General features: G+C 65.6%; 16 protein-coding genes. 7 read left to right on the top strand and 9 right to left on the bottom strand.

Going from position 1 to position 19,036, the window contains the following annotated elements; translation table 11 throughout:
• Positions 1 to 17: 17 nt before the first annotated feature.
• From AC1D1Y_RS10820 to AC1D1Y_RS10840, 5 genes are all read right to left on the bottom strand, one after another.
• Complete coding sequence (locus tag AC1D1Y_RS10820; RefSeq protein WP_477682345.1) at positions 18 to 1,073, bottom strand: WD40/YVTN/BNR-like repeat-containing protein; 1,056 nt, start codon at positions 1,071 to 1,073, stop codon at positions 18 to 20.
• On the bottom strand, positions 1,073 to 2,431 hold the full coding sequence (locus AC1D1Y_RS10825; RefSeq protein ID WP_477654462.1) for a DUF1329 domain-containing protein: 1,359 nt from the start codon (positions 2,429 to 2,431) through the stop codon (positions 1,073 to 1,075). The genes AC1D1Y_RS10820 and AC1D1Y_RS10825 overlap by 1 nt, the downstream gene beginning before the upstream one ends.
• A gap of 23 nt (positions 2,432 to 2,454) precedes the next feature.
• Complete coding sequence (locus AC1D1Y_RS10830) at positions 2,455 to 4,131, bottom strand: DUF1302 domain-containing protein (protein WP_477682346.1); 1,677 nt, start codon at positions 4,129 to 4,131, stop codon at positions 2,455 to 2,457.
• 86 nt (positions 4,132 to 4,217) lie between these two features.
• Entirely contained in the window at positions 4,218 to 4,985 is a 768-nt protein-coding gene (locus AC1D1Y_RS10835; RefSeq protein ID WP_477682347.1) for a coniferyl-alcohol dehydrogenase, read from the bottom strand.
• Positions 4,986 to 5,073: 88 nt separating this feature from the next.
• Positions 5,074 to 6,528 carry a benzaldehyde dehydrogenase gene (locus tag AC1D1Y_RS10840; RefSeq protein ID WP_477682348.1) on the bottom strand — a complete coding sequence of 485 codons (1,455 nt, stop codon included), beginning with the start codon at positions 6,526 to 6,528 and terminating at the stop codon, positions 5,074 to 5,076.
• Between the two features lie 272 nt (positions 6,529 to 6,800).
• Here AC1D1Y_RS10840 and AC1D1Y_RS10845 point away from each other — a divergent pair, with 272 nt between their 5' ends.
• A complete protein-coding gene (locus tag AC1D1Y_RS10845; protein ID WP_477682349.1) occupies positions 6,801 to 8,603 on the top strand; it encodes a sigma 54-interacting transcriptional regulator in 1,803 nt (600 codons plus the stop codon).
• Here the strand turns inward: AC1D1Y_RS10845 and AC1D1Y_RS10850 are convergent.
• From AC1D1Y_RS10850 to AC1D1Y_RS10865, 4 genes are read right to left on the bottom strand one after another with little or no spacing between them, the layout of a single operon-like run.
• Positions 8,600 to 9,232: an ATP-binding cassette domain-containing protein gene (locus AC1D1Y_RS10850; protein ID WP_477682350.1), complete on the bottom strand. Its 633-nt coding sequence runs from the start codon at positions 9,230 to 9,232 to the stop codon at positions 8,600 to 8,602. The genes AC1D1Y_RS10845 and AC1D1Y_RS10850 overlap by 4 nt on opposite strands.
• 5 nt (positions 9,233 to 9,237) lie before the next feature.
• Positions 9,238 to 9,984: an ABC transporter ATP-binding protein gene (locus AC1D1Y_RS10855; protein WP_477682351.1), complete on the bottom strand. Its 747-nt coding sequence runs from the start codon at positions 9,982 to 9,984 to the stop codon at positions 9,238 to 9,240.
• A complete protein-coding gene (locus tag AC1D1Y_RS10860; RefSeq protein WP_477682352.1) occupies positions 9,981 to 10,724 on the bottom strand; it encodes an ABC transporter ATP-binding protein in 744 nt (247 codons plus the stop codon). The genes AC1D1Y_RS10855 and AC1D1Y_RS10860 overlap by 4 nt, the downstream gene beginning before the upstream one ends.
• Positions 10,721 to 11,734 (bottom strand): branched-chain amino acid ABC transporter permease, encoded by a 1,014-nt coding sequence (locus tag AC1D1Y_RS10865; RefSeq protein WP_477682353.1) that lies wholly within the window; start codon positions 11,732 to 11,734, stop codon positions 10,721 to 10,723. The genes AC1D1Y_RS10860 and AC1D1Y_RS10865 overlap by 4 nt, the downstream gene beginning before the upstream one ends.
• A 193-nt stretch (positions 11,735 to 11,927) precedes the next feature.
• On the opposite strand from AC1D1Y_RS10865, the gene AC1D1Y_RS10870 reads away from it, so the two are divergent.
• The 6 genes from AC1D1Y_RS10870 to AC1D1Y_RS10895 all read left to right on the top strand — a co-directional run bounded on the left by AC1D1Y_RS10870 (position 11,928) and on the right by AC1D1Y_RS10895 (position 18,906).
• Positions 11,928 to 12,812, top strand: a complete 885-nt coding sequence (locus tag AC1D1Y_RS10870; protein ID WP_477682354.1) for a MurR/RpiR family transcriptional regulator — start codon at positions 11,928 to 11,930, stop codon at positions 12,810 to 12,812.
• On the top strand, positions 12,809 to 14,752 hold the full coding sequence (locus AC1D1Y_RS10875) for a bifunctional 5-dehydro-2-deoxygluconokinase/5-dehydro-2-deoxyphosphogluconate aldolase (RefSeq protein WP_477682355.1): 1,944 nt from the start codon (positions 12,809 to 12,811) through the stop codon (positions 14,750 to 14,752). The genes AC1D1Y_RS10870 and AC1D1Y_RS10875 overlap by 4 nt, the downstream gene beginning before the upstream one ends.
• Before the next feature lie 25 nt (positions 14,753 to 14,777).
• A complete protein-coding gene (locus tag AC1D1Y_RS10880; RefSeq protein ID WP_477682356.1) occupies positions 14,778 to 15,680 on the top strand; it encodes an NAD(P)-dependent oxidoreductase in 903 nt (300 codons plus the stop codon).
• 40 nt (positions 15,681 to 15,720) lie between these two features.
• The gene (locus tag AC1D1Y_RS10885) at positions 15,721 to 17,073 is read left to right on the top strand and encodes an ABC transporter substrate-binding protein (RefSeq protein ID WP_477682357.1); all 1,353 of its coding nucleotides are present in this window, start codon (positions 15,721 to 15,723) and stop codon (positions 17,071 to 17,073) included.
• Positions 17,074 to 17,109: 36 nt separating this feature from the next.
• Complete coding sequence (locus tag AC1D1Y_RS10890) at positions 17,110 to 18,039, top strand: branched-chain amino acid ABC transporter permease (RefSeq protein WP_477682358.1); 930 nt, start codon at positions 17,110 to 17,112, stop codon at positions 18,037 to 18,039.
• Positions 18,040 to 18,162: 123 nt separating this feature from the next.
• Positions 18,163 to 18,906, top strand: coding sequence for an SDR family NAD(P)-dependent oxidoreductase (locus tag AC1D1Y_RS10895; protein ID WP_477682359.1), 744 nt, complete (start codon positions 18,163 to 18,165; stop codon positions 18,904 to 18,906).
• Positions 18,907 to 19,036 lie beyond the last annotated feature (130 nt).

Raw genomic sequence — 19,036 nt, forward strand, 5'->3', positions numbered from 1 at the left:
TCTCTTCTTTTTTTCTTTTAGCTGGCGGGCAGTTCCACACGCCGCATGCCGCGCAGGCTCGCCAGCACCAGGCTGCCGTCGGCCGCCAGGGCGGCGCCGGAAACCGGAACCGCTTCACGCGCCGGGATGCGCCGCAGGGCGGGCCCGTCCGCGCCGCCCACCAGGGCGTCGCCGGCCTGGCTCACCAGTACAAAGCCGCCGTCCGGCAAAGCCATGCCGGCCCCGATCGCCATGGGCAGGCCGGTGTCCAGCTTGTCCCAGTGCAGGCCTTCATCGGTGGAGCGATACGCCGAGCCGCGCAGGCCGTAGGCCACCAGCGCGCCGCCGCGTGTTTGCAGCAGGCCGAAAAAACTGCCCTTGTAGGGCGATGCCGGCGCGCTGAAACTGGCGCCGCCGTCGGTGGAGCGCAGCAGCAGGCCTTGCTCGCCGGCGATCACCAGCGTGCGGCCGCGCGCGCGCACGCCGTACAGGTGCAGGTTCTTGGCGTTCGGCAGCCGCGGTCCCAGGGCCGTCCAGCTCTTGCCGCCGTCCGTGGTGGCGAACATCAGGTTGTAGGCGCCGACGGCAAAGCCGCGCTGGGCGTCGATGAATTCCAGGTCAAAAAATGGTTTGTCCGCGCCTTCCTCCACCAGGCGCTGCGCCTGCGCCATGGCACCGGCATCGCCTGAACGCTCCGCGGCTTGCTTCACGAGTTCGGCCGCCTGCACGCCGTCGAGCTGTTTGTGCCAGGTGGCACCGCCATCCACGCTGTGCAGGATCACGCCCAGGTGGCCGGCGGCCCAGCCCTTACGCGCGTCGGCAAAATACACGGCCGTCAAGGTGGCTTGCACCGGCACCTGCGCTTGGCGCCAGCTTGCGCCATGGTCGTCCGACAGCAGCACCGTGCCGCGCTCGCCGACCGCCACCAGCCGGTCGCCGGCCCGTGCCACGGCCAGCGTGGCTGCGCCCAAGGCCTTGGGTGTGAGCAGCGCGGCTTGCGACAGCACCGCCGGCACATTGGCTGCCCAGGCGGGCAGCGCGGCAATCCCGCCCAGCCCCGCCAGGACGGCTTGCCGTCGGGTGACTCCAGCCATCAGCGCGCGCCTTCGCTGGCGAGGGACTCGGCGCTGAAGAAGGAGCGCGGAATCGGCGGCTGCACTTCGTACTGCTTGGGCAGTTCGTTGGAGGCCATGTTCAGGTAATAGGCGCCGGTCTGCATGTCATAGCCACCCCACAGCACGATGTTGGTGACCGCCGGAATGTCGGGCGCCGTCAGCATCAGCGCGTAGTTGGTGCGCCAGAGCTGGCCCTTGGCATCCCAGCCGTCGAACAGCGCGATCTGCCAGGAGTCCTCGTCGATGTAGTACTTGCGCTTGGGCACCACGTGCCGCTTGCCGGCCGCCAGKGTGGCCTCGACTTCCCACACGCGGTGCAGYTCCCAGCGCACCTGCGCGGGGTTCAGCGTGTTGGGCGTCACCAGGTCTTCGATCTTGGCGGAGGCCGCGCGGTTGTTGTTGTAGGGAATGTAGATCTCCTTCTTGCCGACCAGCTTGAGCTCGTGCTTGTCGATGGGGCCGAACAGCGTGAAGGCTTCGTCGAACAGGCCAATGCCGGAGGTCACCGAGTCGGGCGTGTCGTAGGCCACGGAAGGCGCTTTGCGCACGCGGCGCTGGCCCACCAGGTATTGCCACAGCCCGCGCGGCGCGGCTTCCGAGACGCCGTCCAGCGCCAGGATGGCCTCGCCCGCCTTGGAGCCCGGCGCGTTGACCACCAGCTTGCCGTACTGGTAGTAGCCGTCGAACTTCTCGGCGCTGCCGTCCTTGTCGTAGAAGGCCTGGCGTATGGTCTGCGTGCCGCCGGAGGCCATGGTGCGTTTGCCGTCGGAGGTCACCACCCACACGCGCATCGGCATGGCGAAGTTGCCGCCGCGCCAGGCCGTGCGCTGGTTCCACATGGCTTCATAGCCGTCCTTGGGAATCGGAAACGGCGTGCCGCCGAAAGCGCCTTCCATGCCATAGCCGCCTTCGATGGTCTTGGCCCGCGTGGCGTTCTTGAAGGTGTTGTCGTACACCGACTGCGGCGCCGCCGCGGTGCGGTGCGTGGGATAGACATCGATGCGGAAGTCGGGGTACTTCTTCATCAGCGCCTGCACGCCGTCGGTCAGCTTGTCGGCGTGCTGCGCCATGTTCTTCGCGTTGATCGACAGGATGGGTTTTTCGTTGGGGTACAGGTCGGGCCGCGCGTCGCCGTTCTTGTAGCCAGGCGCGGCCTTGGCCAGGCCGCCTTCCCAGGGCGGGATGCTGCCGTCCTTGTTGCCGGCTTTCTCGGCGCCCATGGGCGTCAGCGAGGATTTGAGTTTGGCGGCCTCTTCGGCGGTGACGGCGGCCTGGGCGGACATGGCGCCGGCCAGCAGGGCGGCCACGAGCCATGAATGTTTTGCGGTGTGCATCATGATGGTTGTCTCGGTAATGTTTTTCAGAAAGTGCGGGAAGCGGTGAAGGAAACGTAGTTGCGGTCTTTCAGGCTCTGCCCATAGGACAGCATGCGGGTGGGGGTGCTGGGGTCCGTGACGGTCAGGGTGTTTTCCTTGCCGAAGAAGGCGGTGTAGTTCAGGGCGAAGTTCCAGACGTTCTGGTATTTGCCCTTGATGCCTATGCTCACGTCGCCCGCGTTGCTGGCGCCGCCGGCGAAGTTGATGACGGCCGAGGAGCGGCCGCCGAAGTTGTAGCCCAGGCCTAATGGGATGGACAGGTCCAGGCCCGGCAGCACCTGGAAGTACTGCGGCTCGAAGATCATGCGGAAGGCCGCGGCGTCACGCGTGGCGTTGGGGTCCAGCCCGCCGAAGCCGACGGCGCTGGGGTTTTTGCTGACGCTCAGCAAACGGTTCCAGGCCAGTTCCGCCACCAGGGCGCCGCCGTCCCACAAGCCGGACTTGTTGAGCACGTAGATGCCCGACAGATTCACGTGTGCCGTCCTGCCGGTGGCGTAGCAGGGGTTGGAAGACGAGCCGTCGCAGTTGGCCGGCGGCATGAAGGGCGCGCCGCCCAGCACGGCCGGGTCGCTGGCCAGCGGCGCGTTGCTGCGCAACGAGCCTTCGAGCGCCCAGTTGAGCTGCCCTATCGACGAGGTGACGCTGGCGCCCACGGTCTTGATCCCCTTGGCATAGACGTTGTGCACATTGCCGTTGATCAGGTCGAACACCGGGACGGCCGGTGTCTTGTCGTTGTAGCGCGCCGCGTACAGGCCGAACTCGTAGTTGCTGCCGGCCGGCGCCCAGCGCAACTGCGCGCCGAACTGGCCGCTATCGCCCGGTTTCTGGTCGCGGCTGGTGTCGGTGGGCAGCACCGGCCCGCCGAGGTAGACGCGGCCGCCGCCTATGTAGTCCTGGTTGGAGAAATAGCTGCCGACCCCGGGGATCTTGCTGGGCCGCCACTTGAGCTGGTAGTAGCCGCCCAGCGTCACGCCCTCGGCCACCTGCAGCGTGCCGGAAATCTGCTCCACCGGCAGCAGCACTTCCTTGAACTGCCAGTTCGGCACCGAGACGATTTTTGCGATGTCCACCGGGCCCTGCGCGTTGGCGATGCCGTTCTGGCCGAAGAACACGCTCTCGCCGTACTGCAGCGCGTGTTTACCGACGCGTATCGAGGCCGGCATGCTGCCGAGGGATCCCTTGCCCCAGACAAAGGCGTCGAGGAATTCGTCGCCGCGGCCGTGCTGGTCCCGCGTTGCCGGGACGAACTGGTTGGCGGGCTGGCCGGCGAAGTTGCTGACGCCGGCCGTGCCGTCGTTGGCGTTGGCGCGCAGGTATTGCGAGTCGTACCAGGCGGAGTGGCTGATGCGGAGGCCCCAGTTGCTGCGGCTGTAGTCGAACTCGGTCAGCAGGTCGGCGCGATTGGAGATCAGGCCTTTCTTGAAGTTGAGGTCGCCGTCGTTCTCGTTGGTCACGCCGCCGTCGCCGCGGGCGGCCGGCGAGGTGAGCAGCGCGGACGGGTCTTTCATCCGCCAGGCCAGGCTGTACTTGGGCGTGAAGTCCAGCCGGATCTTGGTGTCGGGGTCGCTGGACTCCAGCTCGAAGGCATGGGCCGGCAGCATGCAGGCCAGGCAGCTCAGCGCCAGCGTGCTGAGCCTGAAGGGGGTGAATAGTTTGGTCATGATTTTTGTCTCCTCGTTATGTGTCGTGTTTGTCGTGGGTGGGAATGGATGCCCTCGCATCCTTGGCGTGCCGTGGCTAGAGGTAGTCAGATATAGGTGGAGGCCAGGCCACCGTCGACCGGAATGTTGGCGCCGCTGACCCAGCGCGCGGCGTCGCCGCACAGCCAGGCGATGACGGGCGCGATCTCGTCGGCAAAGCCGGGGCGCAGCATGCGGTGGGCATCGGCCTGGACACGCTCCTGGCCCAGCATGGCCACGAAGTCGCCCARGATGGGCGTGAACACCGGRCCGGGYGCCACGCAGTTCATGCGCACGCCTTTGYCCAKGAACCACTYCTGCGACTGCGTGGCGTTCCAGACGATCAGGGCTTCCTTGAAGTACTGGTAGCAGGTGGCCTGCGGCACCGGATGGCCGCGCAGCCATGCGGCGCCGGCGTCAAAGCCCTTGGCGGCCGCCAGCTCCTTGTGCAGGGCCAGCCGCTGCGGCCATTCGGCGCCCAATATGGACGCCACGTTGACGATGCTGCCGCCGCGCGGCATGCGCGCCAGCACCTTTTCCGTCAGGTGCCGCAGGCCCAGGTAGTTCACGCGGGCCACCAGCTCTCCGTCGGCCGTGCCGGGTACGCCGGCGATGTTGCACAAGGCGTCAACCTTCGCCGGCAACTGGGCCACGGCGGCATCGATGGCCGCGGCGGTGCCGAGGTCGGCCTTGATGAAGCCGTCCAGCGTCAAGCTGGGATCGTTGCGGTCCATGCCGATGACCGTGGCGCCCTGAAAGCGCGCCAGCCTGGCCACCTCGGCGCCTATGCCGGACGAGGTGCCGGTGATGACAATGGTTTTGCCTTGCAGGCTCATAAAGCCTCCCGGGTGTGCGGATTCATGAAGGTCTCCTTGAAATGGTGAGTCAAAGCAGTTGAAGCAGTTGAAAATCGCAGCGTTCCGTTCAGAACGGGAACATGGGCGCGGTGTCCTTGACGGTCATCCACTGCCACTGCGTGTATTCCTCCCAGTCGGACGGGCCGCCCACACTGGTGCCATTGCCCGCGATGCCGGGGCCGCCGAAGGGATTGACGCAGTCGTCGTTGACGGTCTGGTCGTTGATGTGGACCATGCCGGCCTTGAGCTGTTGCCCCACCGCCATGGCGCGGCCCACCGAGCGCGAGATCACGGCGCAAGCCAGGCTGCCGCTGTTGTTGTTGGCCAGCGCGACCGCTTCCTCGTCGCTGCCGAAGGTGACGATGTTGGCCACCGGGCCGAAGGTCTCTTCGTCGAACACGCGCATGCCGGGCTTGACGCCCGACAGCACCGTCGGCTTGTAGAACAGGCCGTCGTAGCTTCCGCCGGCTTCCAGCTTCGCGCCGGCCTTGATGCTGTCCTGCACGATGGCATGCACGCGATCGCGCTGGCGCGCATCGATCAGCGGCCCGAGCGCGACCTGGCCGGTGGCGCCGTCGCCGACCGGCAGGTGCGTGGCCTTGGCGACCAGGCGCTGCAGCAGCGGCGCCGCGATGCTCTGGTGCACCAGGATGCGGTTGGCGGCCATGCAGATCTGGCCCTGGTGCAGGTAGGCGGCCCAGGCGGCGTTGCTCGCGGCGATGTCCAGGTCGGCGTCGTCCAGGATGATCAGCGAGTTCGCGCCGCCCAGTTCCAGCGAGACCTTCTTCAAGTGCTTGCCCGCCAGTTCGCCGATGCGCCGGCCCACCGCGGGCGAGCCGGTGAAAGCGATCATGGGCACCCGCGGGTCGGTGACCAAAGCTTCGCCGGCCTCGGCGTCGCCGGGCAACACATGCAGCAAATCCCTGGGCAGGCCGGCCTCCGCAAAGATGCGCGCGATCATCAGGCCGCCGGTCACCGGCGTGCGGGTGTCGGGCTTGATGACCACGGCATTGCCCGCGGCCAACGCCGGCGCCACCGCGCGCAGCGTCAGGATCAACGGAAAGTTGAAGGGCGAGATGACACCCACCACGCCGTGCGGCACACGGCGGGCGATGCTGGTGCGCCCCGGCACGCTGGGCAGCACATGGCCCTGGGGCTGCAGCGGCATCGCTGCGGCCAGGTGGCAGATGGTGATGGCTTCGCGAATCTCATGCTGCCCCTTGGGCAATATGCCGCCGGTCTCCCGTGTGGCATACAGCGCGAGTTCGTCGAAGTGCTGCTGGAACAGCGCGCCGGCACGGCGAAAGATATCGGCCCTCTCGCGCGGTGGCAGGGCGGCCCAGGGCTTTTGCGCGTTGGCCGCCGCCCGCGTGGCCGCGGCCACATCCGCCGCGTTGGCGATGCCCACCGTGCACATCACCTTGCCGGTCGCCGGCTCGACCACGTCGCGCTTCCCGCCGCCCAGCGGCGCTTGCGCCAGCGCGGAAAAATCCAGAAATGCCATCGCGTCGGATACACCCATTTGCTTTTGTCCTTACGGTTGTTTGATCAGCTCGCCACATCGGCGCGTCGTGCTCCTGTATCGCAATGCATGTACCAGCGCCGCGCGCCAGGGCCCGCTTGCTGCGCTGCACCCAAGGCTTTTTCACTGGGAAAACCGGGACATACCCTAGGTGTGTTTGCTGCGGTGCAGCACATGGAAACCACCCATGTTTTCTTCATCTAATAGTTATAAAGTTGAATCAAATTTCACCAATTGATCAAATCAAATCAATCAAATCGAGGAGCAAGGCCATGCGCGTATCCGATCGCATTTCCCTGGCCGAAGTGGCGCGCGCCACCGGGGTCGCGCTAGGCAGCTTCGACAGCGCCTCGGTGGCCAAGGCTTTGGGCGGGTTTGCCAGCACGCACATAGGCGGCGACACGCACCCGACGATCGCCGACATCAGCGAATGCCTGTTCTTCTCGCCGGGTGACGGGCGCATCTGGCTGCAGGACCAGCGCATGGTGCTGCTGCACACCGAGGCGCTGGGGTCCATGCGCCGCGAAATGATCGACAGCCTGGGCATCGAAAAAGCCCGCGGCCTGTTCACCCGCGCCGGTTACGTCAGCGGCGCCCGCGATGCCCAGCTGGTGCGCAAGCACTGGCCCGACGCCGACCCGCCGGCGGCCGCCATGGCCGGCACACGCCTGCATGCGCTCGAGGGCGTGGTGAAGGTCGAGCTGGTCAGCGTGACCTACGACCCGGACACCAGTGGCTACGAGGGCGAATTCATCTGGCACAACTCCAGTGAAGATGACGAACACATCGCCGCCTACGGCATAGGCGGTTCCCCGGCCTGCTGGATGCAGGTGGGTTATGCCACGGGCTACGTCAGCACTTTGTTCGGCCGCCTCATCGTTTTCCGGGAAACCATGTGCCGGTCCATGGGCCAGGCGCAATGCCGGGTGGTCGGCAAGTCGGCCGACAAGTGGGACAACATCGAAGAGGACATGCGCTACCTGAACGCCCGGGAGTTTGTCGACACCGCTGCCTACGCGCGCAGCGAAGCGGGGCCGGCCGACCTGGCGACCAGCGAAGTGCCGGCCGGCGACGCGATGGTGGGGGCTTCATCGGCCTTCAACGCGGCCTGCCACCAGCTGAGCCGGGTGGCACGCACCACCGCCACCGTGTTGTTCACCGGCGAGTCGGGCGTGGGCAAAGAAAAGTTCGCCAGCATGCTGCACAGGATCAGCCCGCGCAAAGACCAGCCTTTCATTGCTGTGAACTGCGCGGCCATCCCGGAAACCCTGATCGAGTCCGAGTTGTTCGGCGTGGAGCGCGGCGCCTACACGGGGGCCAGCCATTCGCGGCCAGGCCGCTTTGAGCGGGCCAGCGGCGGCACCCTGTTCCTGGACGAAATCGGCATGCTGAGTTTTGTGGCGCAAGGCAAGCTGCTGCGCGCCCTGCAGGAGGGCGAGGTCGAGCGCGTGGGCGGCACGCGCGGCATCGCGGTCGACGTGCGTGTGGTGGCCGCCACCAATGAGGACTTGCGCCAGGCCGTGCGCGAGGGCCGGTTCCGCGAAGACCTGTTCTTCCGGCTCAATGTGTTCCCCATCCACCTGCCGCCGCTGCGCGAGCGGCGCGACGACATTCCCCTGCTGATGAACCATTTCCTGAACCACTACCGGCGCAAGCACGGCTGCAATACCGGCGGCTTCACGCAGGCCTCGGTGCGCACGCTGCTGAACTACGGTTTTCCCGGCAACATCCGCGAACTGCAAAACCTGATCGAGCGCGCGGTGATCATGGCCGATGCCGACGGCTTGATCGACGTGCACCACCTGTTCACCGGCGGCGAGACCCTGAGCACCGAGGTCATGACCTTGCGGCTGCAGGGCAGTTCAGGCACCTTGAATTTCGAGGGAGCGCAGGCCTGCGCGAATCCCGTGCCGGCGGGCGCCGCCGCTTCGCCGCAGTCGCTGGAGCAAACCGAGCGCGACATGCTGGAACGCGCGATTTCCGCCTGCCAGGGCAACCTCTCGGCGGCGGCGCGGCGGCTCAACACCACGCGCGCGAAGCTGGCCTACCGGGCCAGGAAACACAGCCTGATTTAAGTCGCAGCCGGCGCCAGCGCCCCCAGGTAGGCCCGCACTTTCTCATCCTGCGCCAGCGTGTCGAAATCCGGCGCTTCGCTGACCGCGCCCTTCTGCACAAAGATGAAACGCTCGCAGCACTGCCGCAGGATGTCGACGTGATAAGGCTCGTTGGGGTGCAGGCACAAAAACACCAGCCGGCCGTTGGCCTTGAGCTTGGCGAAGAAGTCCAGCATGAAGCCGATGTAGCCGTCCTGCGTGTTGAACTGCGGTTCGTCGAACAGGTGCACCAGCGGCGAATCGCTTTGGGCATGCGCCAGCATGAAGTCGGGCTTGGTTTTCTGGAAGGACCGCACCTGGTAGGACTGGTGGTAGTGGATCGCCAGCCGGTCGCGCTCGCGCGTGCGCACCTGGTGGATGTCCTGGCCGTTGACCAGCACGCGGCCCGCGCTCGGCAGGTTGCTGCCGGTGATCAGCTCGAACAGCGTGGTCTTGCCGGATCCGTTGGGGCCCATGACACCGACCACGCAGGGCTTGTGCACCTCGAAATCGGCGTTCAATGAAAAGGTCGTGGTCTTGCGGAAGACCCCGCGCTGGTATTGCTTGGCGACGTTCTCGACGCGTAACAGTGGATGGAGTGGATGGCTCATGCGGGTCAGACTCCCAAAAGCTGCCGGCACAGGGCGGCATCGTTGCGCAGGTCGGCCGCGGGGCCCTCGTGGACGATCACGCCCTGGTTCATCACATAGGCGCGGTCGGCCACCTGCAGCGCGCTTTGCACGTTCTGCTCGACCACCAGCACCGCGATGCCTTCGGCCTTGAGCCGGCTGATGGTTTTCATCACGTCCTGCACCACCTTGGGCGCCAGGCCCTGGCTGGGCTCGTCGAAGAGCACCAGGCCGGGCGAGCCCAGCAGCGCGCGCGAGATCGCCACCATCTGCATCTCGCCGCCCGAGAGGTTTTCGCACTCGCGGTGCATCAGGTACTCGAGCGCGCTGAAGATTTCAAAACATTCTTTCTCGTGCCAGGAGCGGAAGCGCGTGGCCTTGCGCGCAATCGCGAGGTTGCGCGCCACCGTCAGCGTCGGAAAGATGCGGCGGTCGTCGGGCACCCAGCCCATGCCGGCCTTGGCGATCTCGTGTGTGGGCATGCGCGTGATGTCGCGCGCATCGAAGGCAATGCTTCCCTTGCGCGGCGGCGTCAGGCCCAGCACGGAGCGCAGCAGCGTGGTCTTGCCCGCGCCGTTGGGGCCCAGTAGCGCCACCACCTCACCGGCGCCGACTTTGAGCGACACGTCGAACAGCACCTGCGTCTCGCCGTAGAAGGTGTCTATGCGTTCCACGGCCAGCATGTCCGCTGGATGTGACACGGTCTGGGTCGCCGATTTCAGCACCGCGCTCATGCCAGCGCCCCCAGGTTGGAGCGGCGCACCCACTCGTTTTGCCGCAACTGGTCGGGCGTGCCCTGGCTGATGACCTGGCCCCAGTGGATGACGGAGATCTGGTCGGCGAGCTTGAAGAGAAAGTTCATGTCGTGTTCGATGATCACGATGGTGAGCTGGCGCTTGAGTTCTTTCACCAGCTCCATCAGGCGCGCCGTGCCTTCGGCGCCCAGCCCGGCGGTGGGCTCGTCGAGGAAGAGCATGCGCGGCTCGGCCGCCAGCGCGACGCCGATCTCCAGCGCGCGGCGCTCGCCGTAAGACAGGCTGCTGGCCAGCGTGCGCTCCTTGCCCTTGAGGCCCACGCGCTCGAGGATGGCGGCGGCCAGCTGCTGCGCCGTGTTGTCGGCACCCAGGTCGCGCCAGGGGTTGAAGCCCTGCTTGCGCACATGCGGCGTGGCCACCAGCACGTTGTCGAGCGCGGTGTAGCTGTCGAACAGATTCATGATCTGGAAGGAGCGCGACACGCCCTTGCGCGCGATCTCGCGCGGCGACAGGCCGGTGATGTCCTCACCGGCGAAGGTCACGCGGCCGCGGTCGGGCTTGTAGCGGCCCGTCAGCACGTTAAAGCAGGTGGTCTTGCCCGCGCCGTTGGGGCCCATGATGCCGTTGAGCTGGCCTTCCTCGAAGCTGAGGGTGATGTCTTGCAACACCACCTGGGCGCCAAAGCGCTTGGAAAGGCCGCTGGCCTCGAAGAGTTTCACAGCGCACCTCCCGCGGGGACCGGCTTGGGCGGCGCGTTGCGCCGCGGCCTGGCCTTCCAGGCCTGCCATGCGCCAGCGACGCCTTCAGGCTTGAACAAGACCATGGCCATGAAGATCAGCCCGTACCAGAGCAGCCAGGTCTCGGTGTAGGCGCCCAGCAGGTCGCGCGCCAGGATAAAAAAGGTCGCGCCTATGACGGGGCCCCAGAAGCTCACGAGGCCGCCGCCTATCAGCACCATCATCACGACAAAACCCGAGTTGTGCAGGCTCATGACATTGGGGTAGGCCGACTGCTGCGCCATGGCGAACAGCGCGCCGGCCAGGCCCGCGACGGCAGTGGACAGCGTGAAGGCCAGCCACTTATACAGCCACACGTTGTAGCCCACAAAGGCCGCGCGCATTTCGTTCTGCTTGATGGCGCTGAAGATGCGGCCCAGCGGCGAATGGATCAGCCGCCACAGCCCCAGCAGCACCAGCGCGAACAGCGCCAGGCAAAAGAAAAAGAGGGCGTTGTTGCCCGACAGGTTGAAAGACACAAAACCGAAATCGGCCGGCAGGCGCTTGATGTTGAGCAGACCGTCTTCACCGCCCGTGACGGTATGCCATTTGTTGGCGATGAACCAGAACACCTGGCCGAAGGCGATGGTGAGCAGCGCGTAATAAATGCCGCGCCGGTGCGAGATGAACAGCGCCACCAGCGCGCCCAGCGCCGCCGTGACCAGCACCGCGCCGGCCAGGTCGAACCACAGGTTGGGCCAGACCTTGAGCTGCAGCAGGCCGAAGGCGTAGGCGCCCGTGCCGAAGAAGGCGCCGTGCCCGAAGGAGGGCAGGCCGGTGAAGCCCAGCAGCAGGTTGTAGCCCAGCGCGAACAGCACCCAGATCATGATTTCCAGGGCCAGGTATTGGTACAGCCCGACGCGGCCCACCCACAGCGGTGTGGACAGCAACACCAGCAGGGTGGCGAGCATCGGCAGGGGAATCAGCGGCGCGCGGCCGGAAGCGAGTTGCATGGGGACCTTGTCTCTTCGTTTGTTCTGGGTGAATGGGTACAGGAATAAAAGGCGCTGGAAAAGAAAAGCTGAAGAAGGGCTGGACAGAACAGAATATACGTTCTATTATTTAAACAAGCAAGAACATTTATTCTAATTTGATGCGACGCAGGCCCGGCCCGTCCATCGCAATTCCCCGAGGCGGCAACGACATATGGACTCTGCAACGACTTACGAAGAACTCAAGGCGCTGATTGGCCGGACTTACCCGGACATGTCCAAGCAGCTGCAGCGCATCGCGCGCTTCGCGCTCGAGCAGCCCAACGACCTGGCGCTGGGCACGGTGGCAACGGTGGCCGAGGCCACCGAGGTGCAGCCTTCGGCCATGATCCGCTTCGCCAACGCGCTGGGCTACGGCGGCTTTTCCGAAATGCAGCAGGTGTTCCGCGGCCACCTGCTGGAGCGTTCCGACAGCTACCGCGAACGCATAGACCAGCTGCGCCGCAAGCAGCTCAACGGCGAGCGCGCGCCGGCCGGTGTGCTGCACCAGCTGGTGGGCGAATCGGTGGCCGMGCTCGGCCACCTCGAAGAAACCATCGCCCAGGCCGACCTCAAAGCGGCCGTGAAACTCATGGCCTCGGCGCCGCGCATCCATGTGCTGGCCCAGCGCCGCGCTTTTCCGGTGGCGGGTTACCTCGCTTATGCACTGAGCCAGCTTGAACTGCGCACCCACCTGCTCGACGGAACCGGCGGCATGCTGCGCGAAAGCCTGCGCTCCATCGCGCCCGGCGACGTGCTGATCGCCGCGAGCTTTCGCAACTACTCGCCCGAGGTCATCGAGGCTGCCGCCATCGCCGCCAGGCTGGGCGCCTCGGTGATCGCCATCACCGACGGCCCCATCTCGCCGCTCAAGGCGCACGCCAAGGTTTGCCTGGAGCTGGCCGACGATTCGTCCAAGCCTTTCCGCTCGCTGGTTGCGCCGCTGTGCCTGGCGCAGGCACTGGTGGTGAGCACCGGCCACCAGCTGGCCGAGCAGGGCGCCGCGAAAACCAAGGCCAAGCCGGTAGCAGCCAAGGCCGCGCGCAAGGGGGCCGCATGAACCGTCCGCTGGATTTGATCTGCATGGGCCGCGCCGCCGTCGACCTGTATGGCGAACAAATCGGCGGCCGGCTGGAAGACATGCAGAGCTTCAGCAAATACCTAGGCGGCTCGCCGGCCAACACGGCGGTGGGCGTGGCGCGCCTGGGCCTCAAGCCGGCCATGCTGACCCGCGTGGGCGACGAGCACAACGGCCGCTTTGTGCGCGAAACCCTGGCGGCTGAGGGCGTGGACGTGAGCCACGTCGCCACCGACCCCAAGCGCCTGACCGCGCTGGTCTTCCTGGGCATCCAGGACCGGGACACCTTCCCGCTGGTGTTTTACCGCGACAACTGCGCCGACATGGCGATCAGCCCGGACGATTTCGACGCGGCCTTCATCGCCTCGTCCAAGGCCTTGCTGATTTCGGGCACGCACCTGTCGCAGCCGCTCACCTATGAAAGCTGCACCCGGGCGATGGCGCTGGCCAAGGCCGCGGGCACACGCGTGGTGCTGGACATCGACTACCGCCCCGTGCTCTGGGGCCTGACCAGCCCCGGCATGGGTGAGCAGCGCTTTGTGCCCTCGGGCGAGGTCAGCGCGCACCTGCAAACCGTCATCAGCCAGTGCGACCTGGTGGTGGGCACCGAGGAAGAGATCCACATCGCCGGCGGCAGCACCGACACGCTGGCCGCCCTGCGCCGCCTGCGTGAATTGACCACCGGCACGCTGGTCGTCAAGCGCGGGCCCATGGGCTGCGTGGTGTTCGACGGTGCGATTCCGGATTCGCTTGAGCAAGGCCTGCAAGGCCCGGGTTTTCCGGTCGACGTCTACAACGTGCTGGGCGCGGGCGACGCCTTCATGTCGGGTTTTCTGCGCGGCTGGATTCCGGGTGAGCCGCTCGCGCGCTGCTGCGCTTATGCCAATGCCTGCGGTGCCCTGGTCGTGTCACGCCACGGCTGCGCGCCGGCCATGGCGAGCTGGGAAGAGCTGCAGTTTTTCCTGGAGCGCGGCTCGGCCACTCGCCGCTTGCGCGAAGACGCGAAACTCGAACACCTGCACCGCGCCAGCACCCGCACGCGCCGCTGGGAAGAGCTGGTCATCCTGGCCTTCGACCACCGCATGCAGCTCGAAGAGATTGCCGCGCGCCACGGCGCGGGCAAGGAACGCATCCCGGTCTTTAAATCCCTGATCGCCGAAGGCGCCCGCCGCGGTGCCGGCCAGCGCGTCGGTGTGGGCGTGATCGTCGACGGGCGTTTCGGCGAAGACGTGCTTCCTTCGGTCACCGGCAAGGGCTGGTGGGTGGCGCGGCCGGTCGAGCTGCCGGGCTCGCGCCCGCTGCAGTTCGAAGCCGGCGCCGGCCTGGGCGCCGCCATGCGCACCTGGCCCGGCGAGCACGTCGCCAAGTGCCTGGTGTACTACCACCCGCACGACACGCCAGCCCTGCGCGAAAGCCAGCTGGCGAAACTGGCCGACCTGCAGCGCGCCAGCGTCGACAGCTTTCACGAATTCCTCATCGAGGTCATTCCGCCCAAGGACATGCCCTCCGACGACGACACCGTGCCGCTGGCGCTGGAGCAGATTTACCAGGCCGGCATCTTCCCCGACTGGTGGAAGCTGCCGCCCGCCGCCAGCGCGGCCGCCTGGGAAAAGATCGCCACGGTGATCCACCAGCATGACGCCCATTGCCGCGGCGTGCTGGTGCTGGGCCTGGAAGCCAGCGAGGAAAAACTAGCCCAGAGCTTTCGCATCGCGGCGCCGCACGCGATCTGCCGCGGCTTCGCGGTGGGGCGTTCGATTTTTGCCGATGCCGCAAACGGCTGGTTCTCGGGTGCCATGGACAACGCGGCGGTCGTGAAAGACATTGCCGAGCGTTATGCGCGGCTGATCGTGCTGTGGGACCAGGCGCGGGCGGGCAAACGAAGCGGCGCTTCAGCCGGTGCGGCTGAAGCCGTGAACTGAAAACAAGAAACAAGACGGAGACAACATGACACCCAAAATCGGATTTATCGGCATCGGCATGATGGGCCACGGCATGGCCAAGAACCTGCTGGCCAAAGGCTTCGGCCTGACATTCAAGGTCAACCGCAACCGCGACAACCTGGCCGACCTCATCGCCGCCGGTGCGAAGGAAGCCAAAACCAACGCCGAATGCGCGCAGGCATCGGACACTGTGTTCATCTGCGTCACGGGCTCGCCCCAGGTCGAGGACATCGTCTACGGCAAGGACGGCCTGCTGGACGGCGGCCGCAAAGGCCTGATCGTGGTCGACACCTCCACGGCAGAGCCGGCCTCCAGCACCCGCATCCGCAAGGACCTCGCGGCCAAGGGCATCAAGCTGGTCGATGCGCCGCTGGCGCGCACGCCCAAGGAGGCCGAGGAAGGCCGGCTCAACACCATGGTGGGCGCCGAGCCTGAAGACTTCAAGACGCTGGAGCCGGTGCTCAAGGCCTTCTGCGAAAACATCTTCCACGTCGGCCCGCCAGGCCACGGCCATGTGCTCAAGCTGGTCAACAACATGATGGCCATGAGTTTTGCGGCCTCGATCGCCGAAGCCTTCGCGGTCGCGGCCAAAAGCGGGCTGGACCTGAATCGCCTCTACGACGTGATCTCGGCCGGCGGCGTGAACTGCGGCATCTTCCAGATGATGGCGACCAAGACGCTGAAAGAAGGCGACGTCACCGGCTTCAAGTTCGGCATCGCCAATGCGCAGAAAGACCTGCGTTACTACACCCACCTGGCCGAGATGCTGCCCGTCACCAGCTTTATGGGCGAGGCCACGCACCAGAGCCTGATCCAGGCCAGCAACGCCGGTTTCGGCGACAAGCTGATCGCCTCCCTTTTCGAAGCGCAAGAAAAACTCAACGACGTCAAGATCGTTCCCCGTTAAGCCAACCCGTTTGACCCATTCACACGCAGGAGACAAAACCATGAGCGACATCAAGAACAACGACGCAACACCTGAATCCCAGCTCGACGCCAAGGCCACCTCGCGCCGCACGCTGCTCAAGCACTCCAGCCTGGCGCTGGTGGGCGCGGGCCTGTACGGCGCGGCACCTTTTATGGGCCCGTGGAAACATAACCACGCCTGGGCGCAGACCGGCCAGAAGAAGCCGCTGACCATTGGCCTGACCATGGACGCCTCGGGCCTGTACGCGGCCTCGGGCGCCGAGGAGCGGCTGGGCGCCATGATGGCGATCAAGGAGTTCAACGACAAGGGCGGCGTGCTGGGCCGGCGCATCGAGGCCATCCACATCGACACCGAAACCACGCCGGCCACCGGCTCGCGCGTGGCCGAGCGCATGATCACGCGCAACGAGGCGGCCTTCCTGATAGGCGCGGTGCACTCGGGCGTGTCCAACGCCATCTCGCAGGTCGCGCAGAAGTACGGCACGGTGTTCCTCAACACCAACTCCAGCAGCCCGACCGAGGCCGGCAAGGACTGCCACCGCACCAAGTTCGTCTGGGACGGCAATGGCACCAATTTTTCCAATGCGATCGTCAAGAACGCCATCAAGGCCAGCGGCAAGAACTGGGTGCTGCTGACCAACGACTATGTGTGGGGCCACACCACCTCCAAGGCAACGCGCGCCATCGTGGAGGCCAACGGCGGCAAGATCGTGGAAGAGTTGCTGGTGCCGCAGAACACCCGCGACTTCTCGTCCTACCTGCTCAAGCTGCAGCAGCTCAAGCCCAATGTGGTGGCCACGGCCGTGGGCGGCGACGACATCAAGGCGCTGCGCCAGCAGGTGGTGCAGCTCAAGATGAACCAGACCATGGCCTGGATCAACAACCAGCAGGACTGGCCCGACGTCTACGGCCTGGGCCCCGAAGCCATCTTCGGTGTTTTCGGCACCACCTGGTACTGGCGCCTGGGCCTGCCCGGCGTGAAGGAGTTCGTCGCGGCCTACCAGAAGCAGTTCCCGGGCATGGCGATACGCGTGCCGGGCAATGTTTATCACAACGGCTACATGGCCACGCGCGAACTGCTGCGCTGCGTGGAAGAAGCCGGCACCACCAACAACATCGCCGTCATCAAGAAGCTCGAGGGCCGCAAGATGAGCGCCGCCGACCGCCTGCAGCACTACGACGCCTGGATGGACCCGGTCACCCACCAGTGCCAGCAGACGATTTACATGGCCAGCTACAACGACCAGCCGGCCGAGAAGGACGATATCTTCAAGATCCTCACCCAGGCCGATCCCAAGGACGTGATGGACAAGGATTCCTCGGGTGCCTGCAAGCTCGAGAGCTACGACGCGACGCCCAGCTACGAAGCCTGACCGGCCCTTGATCCTCAAAGACTGACAAAGACCGACATGGATTTCCTGCTCCAGCTTATTCCGCACCTCGTCAACGGCATCTCGCTGGGCCTGCTGTTCGCGCTCATCGCGCTGGGCTTCATGCTGATCGTGGGGGTGATGGAGACCATCAACCTCGCGCACGGCTCGTTGTTCGCGCTGGGCATGTACTTCGCGCTGTTTTTGATCGCGCCGCAGCTGGGCATGTTTCCCAATCTGCAGGCCTGGTACATGACGCTGCCGCTGGGCACGCGCTACGGCGTGGCGCTTGTTTTTGCGCCGATTTTTGTCGGCATCTTCGGCATGCTGCTGGAGCTGTGCATGCGGCGCACCTACGGCCGCGACCCGTTGTACGGCTTGCTGCTGACCTTCGGCGCGGCCCTGGTGATTGAAGAGGGCATACGCCTGGTCTGGGGCTCGTCGGAAAAGCAGCTGATGCTGCCTGAGGTGATCTCCGGCGCTTTCCTGATGGGGGACCTGGTCTATTCGAAGTACCGCTTCTTCGCCAGCGGCTTTGCCGTCCTGATGATTGTGCTGCTCTGGGTGTTTTTGCAGAAGACACCCTACGGCGCCATCATCAAGGCCGGCGCGCACGACAGTGAAATGGTGCGAGCGCTGGGCATCAACCTGTCGCGCCTGCGCCTCTTTGTGTTCGGCTTGGGCGTCGCGCTGGCAGCCATCGCGGGGGTGGTCATGGCGCCGATCTGGGGCATACGCCCGCATGTGGGCGTGGACGCGGTGGTGCCGGCTTTCCTGATCATTGTGCTGGGCGGCGTCGGTTCGCTGTGGGGCGCGGTGATTGCCGGGCTCATGGTCGGCATGGTGGTAGGGCTTACGGGCTCCTATGCGTCCGAGTGGTCTTTGATGTCCATGTACCTGTTGTTCATTGCGGTCGTGACTTTCCGCTCGCGCGGCCTCTTTGGCAAGAAGAGCGTCCTGGATCAATGAGACCCCCTGTCTCGGCTCACTTCGTGTAGCCGGAACCCCCCAAGGGGCAACACCAGCGGCCCGGCAAAGCCGGTTCCGCGGTGTTCTGGTACAGAAAGTTCTTTAATGTATGAAGGTTAATTGATGAAACCGCTTCAAGACAGAGTCGCGCTGGTCACGGGCGCGGCCGGCACCATGGGCCTGGCCGTCGTCAAGGCCTTGCTCGAAGACGGCTGCAAGGTCGCGATGGTCGACGTCAGCCATGAGCGCAACCGCGCGCTGGCCGATGAGCTGGGTTCGCGTGCCTTGCCGTTCTCGTTTGACATCAGCGATGCGGCCGCCGTGAGCGACGGCCATGCGCTCATCGTCAAGGCCTTCGGGCCCGTCGACATCCTGGTCAACAACGCCGGCATCCTCTCCAATAACAAGGTCGAAGCCACCGAAGCCGGTGAATGGCGGCGTGTGCTGGGCGCCAACCTGGACGGCGCGTTTTACCTCGCGCAGCAGGTGGTGCCGGCAATGAAGGCGCGGCGCTTCGGCCGCATCATCAACACCAGCTCGCTGGCGGCCAAGACCGGGGGCCTGACGGCGGGCACGGCGTACTCGGTGTCCAAGGGCGCGATGAGTTCGTTGACCTTCTCCTTGGCGCGCGAACTCGCGCCTTTCGGCGTCACGGCCAACGCCGTCGCGCCGGCCTACGTCAAGACGCCCATGATTACCGAACAGCTCAATGAGGAGCAGCGCCAGAAGCTGCTCAAGGACATCCCGGTCGGCCGCTTTTGCGAACCCGAGGAGTTCGCGCATGTGGTGCGCTTCCTTGCTTCGCCGCTGTCGGGTTTCATTACCGGCGAAATCATTGATCTCAATGGCGGCCTGTTGATGGACTAGGGCCTGTTAGCACTATGTTTGCAAGATGCGTTGCGAGTCAAAAAGGCCTTGAGCAAGGCRCAAAACGCAGGCGGGGTGAACCCCGTCAAGGCTTTGCAACGCCGCGCAAGGCCTTTTTGATCGCAACCCG

It is taken from the genome of Polaromonas sp. P1_G1, assembly GCF_056405595.1.